Source organism: Streptomyces sp. NPDC059740 (assembly GCF_042733155.1).
Classification (GTDB): domain Bacteria; phylum Actinomycetota; class Actinomycetes; order Streptomycetales; family Streptomycetaceae; genus Streptomyces.
The window spans coordinates 2,669-4,114 of the sequence record NZ_JBHWGP010000076.1 but is presented as its reverse complement, the minus strand read 5'-3'; the positions used below and the strand labels follow the sequence as shown (position 1 = coordinate 4,114).

At 78.4% G+C, this 1,446-nt stretch carries 1 protein-coding gene; it reads left to right on the top strand.

The window, feature by feature from the left end:
* Positions 1-377: 377 nt before the first annotated feature.
* Entirely contained in the window at positions 378-947 is a 570-nt protein-coding gene (locus ACFV3R_RS34095; RefSeq protein ID WP_385591309.1) for a TetR/AcrR family transcriptional regulator, read from the top strand.
* Positions 948-1,446: the final 499 nt, after the last annotated feature.

Below are 1,446 nucleotides of genomic sequence, written 5' to 3'. Positions count from 1 at the left end.
CGGCCGGGCCGCACCGCCCGGCCACCTCCTCCCACCCGCCCCCCGCGCCCCCCCGCCCCCCCCCCCCCCGCCCCCCCACGCCCGCACCACTGCGCGACCACCGGGCGCGGGCGGTCGGTGGCGGGCCCGGCTCCGCCGCCGGGGGAACGGCGTGCGCGGTGGCCTTCCGCTTCCTCCTCCTCACCCCCCCCACGACGCCCGGCGCCCCCGCCCCGCACGTCCCGCCACGAAGACCGCCGGCCGGCACGGGAGCCCGCCCCGCCCGGTGGTCGGCGGCCCGCTGAACCGACAGCCGGGCACCCGAACGGCGTGTACTAGGGTGAGCGCGGGCGCACGGGCCCGTCGGTTCGCGGTGTGGACACGCCCCAGGAGGACCAGTGACCGAGCAGTCGCCGCCGAGGATGCGTGCCGACGCCCGGCGCAACCGTGCCAGGGTCCTCACGGCTGCCCGGGAGGCGTTCGCCCGCGACGGGCTCTTCGTGCCGTTCGACGAGATCGCCCGTCGCGCCGGAGTCGGACCCGGCACTCTCTACCGGCACTTCCCGACCAAGGAGGCGCTCTTCGACGCGGTACTCCTGGACCGGGTGCAAAGCCTTTCCGAGAGGGTCCGTGAACTCTCGCAGGCGCCCGTGGCCGGTGCGGCGTTCTTCGAGGCGGTCTCGCTCCTGCTGTCCGAGAGCGCGGCGAAGAAGGACCTCCTCGACGCGCTCGCCGGGGCCGGCATCGACGTGAGCGCGAGCCTCACCGAGGCCAACCGCGATCTGTGGGCGGCACTGGCCCACCTGTTGACGCGCGCCCAGGACGCCGGTGCGGTCCGCGCCGACCTCGGCGTCGAGGACCTGGCGGTCCTGCTGCGCGCACTGTTCCTCGCCGGACAGCGCGAACCGGTGGGCACCGCCTCCCAGGAACGCGTCATCGCGGTCGTCCGCGACGGCTTGCGCGCCTGAGCGGGTCACCCGCGGTCCGCCTCCAGGGCGGGAGACGGGGAGCGCACTGCGCGCCCGCCCACGGCGGACGAGGCCCCCTGGTGTGCCCGCGGACGGTGCGGGCCGGCGGCTCCCGTCCCGGTGCGTGCGCCCGTCACCGCCGTGCGCCGGCCACCGTCCTGCTGACGGGCGGGGTGGACCCGCAACCCCGGAGCGGGCCGACGGGCCGCCGTCGTCGGTCCGCCGGGCGCTGCGGCCGGTCCACCGCCCGGACCCACCCCCCGGCCTGCCTCCGGTCGGTGAGCCCCGGGAGGCCGCCCCCTCGGCCGCGCCCGTGAGCCGTGCGCGCTTCACCGCGTCGCCTCGTCCGCGTGTGCGTTCCCGCGGCGCACCGCCCGGCGGCGCACCGCACGCCCACCGGCGGAGAGCCCGGGCCCAGCCCGACACCCCCCGGACCACCGGGCGGGCGGGGGGGCGCGGGGAAAATGCGGGGGGGAGAGGGGCTATAAAACACCAGGCG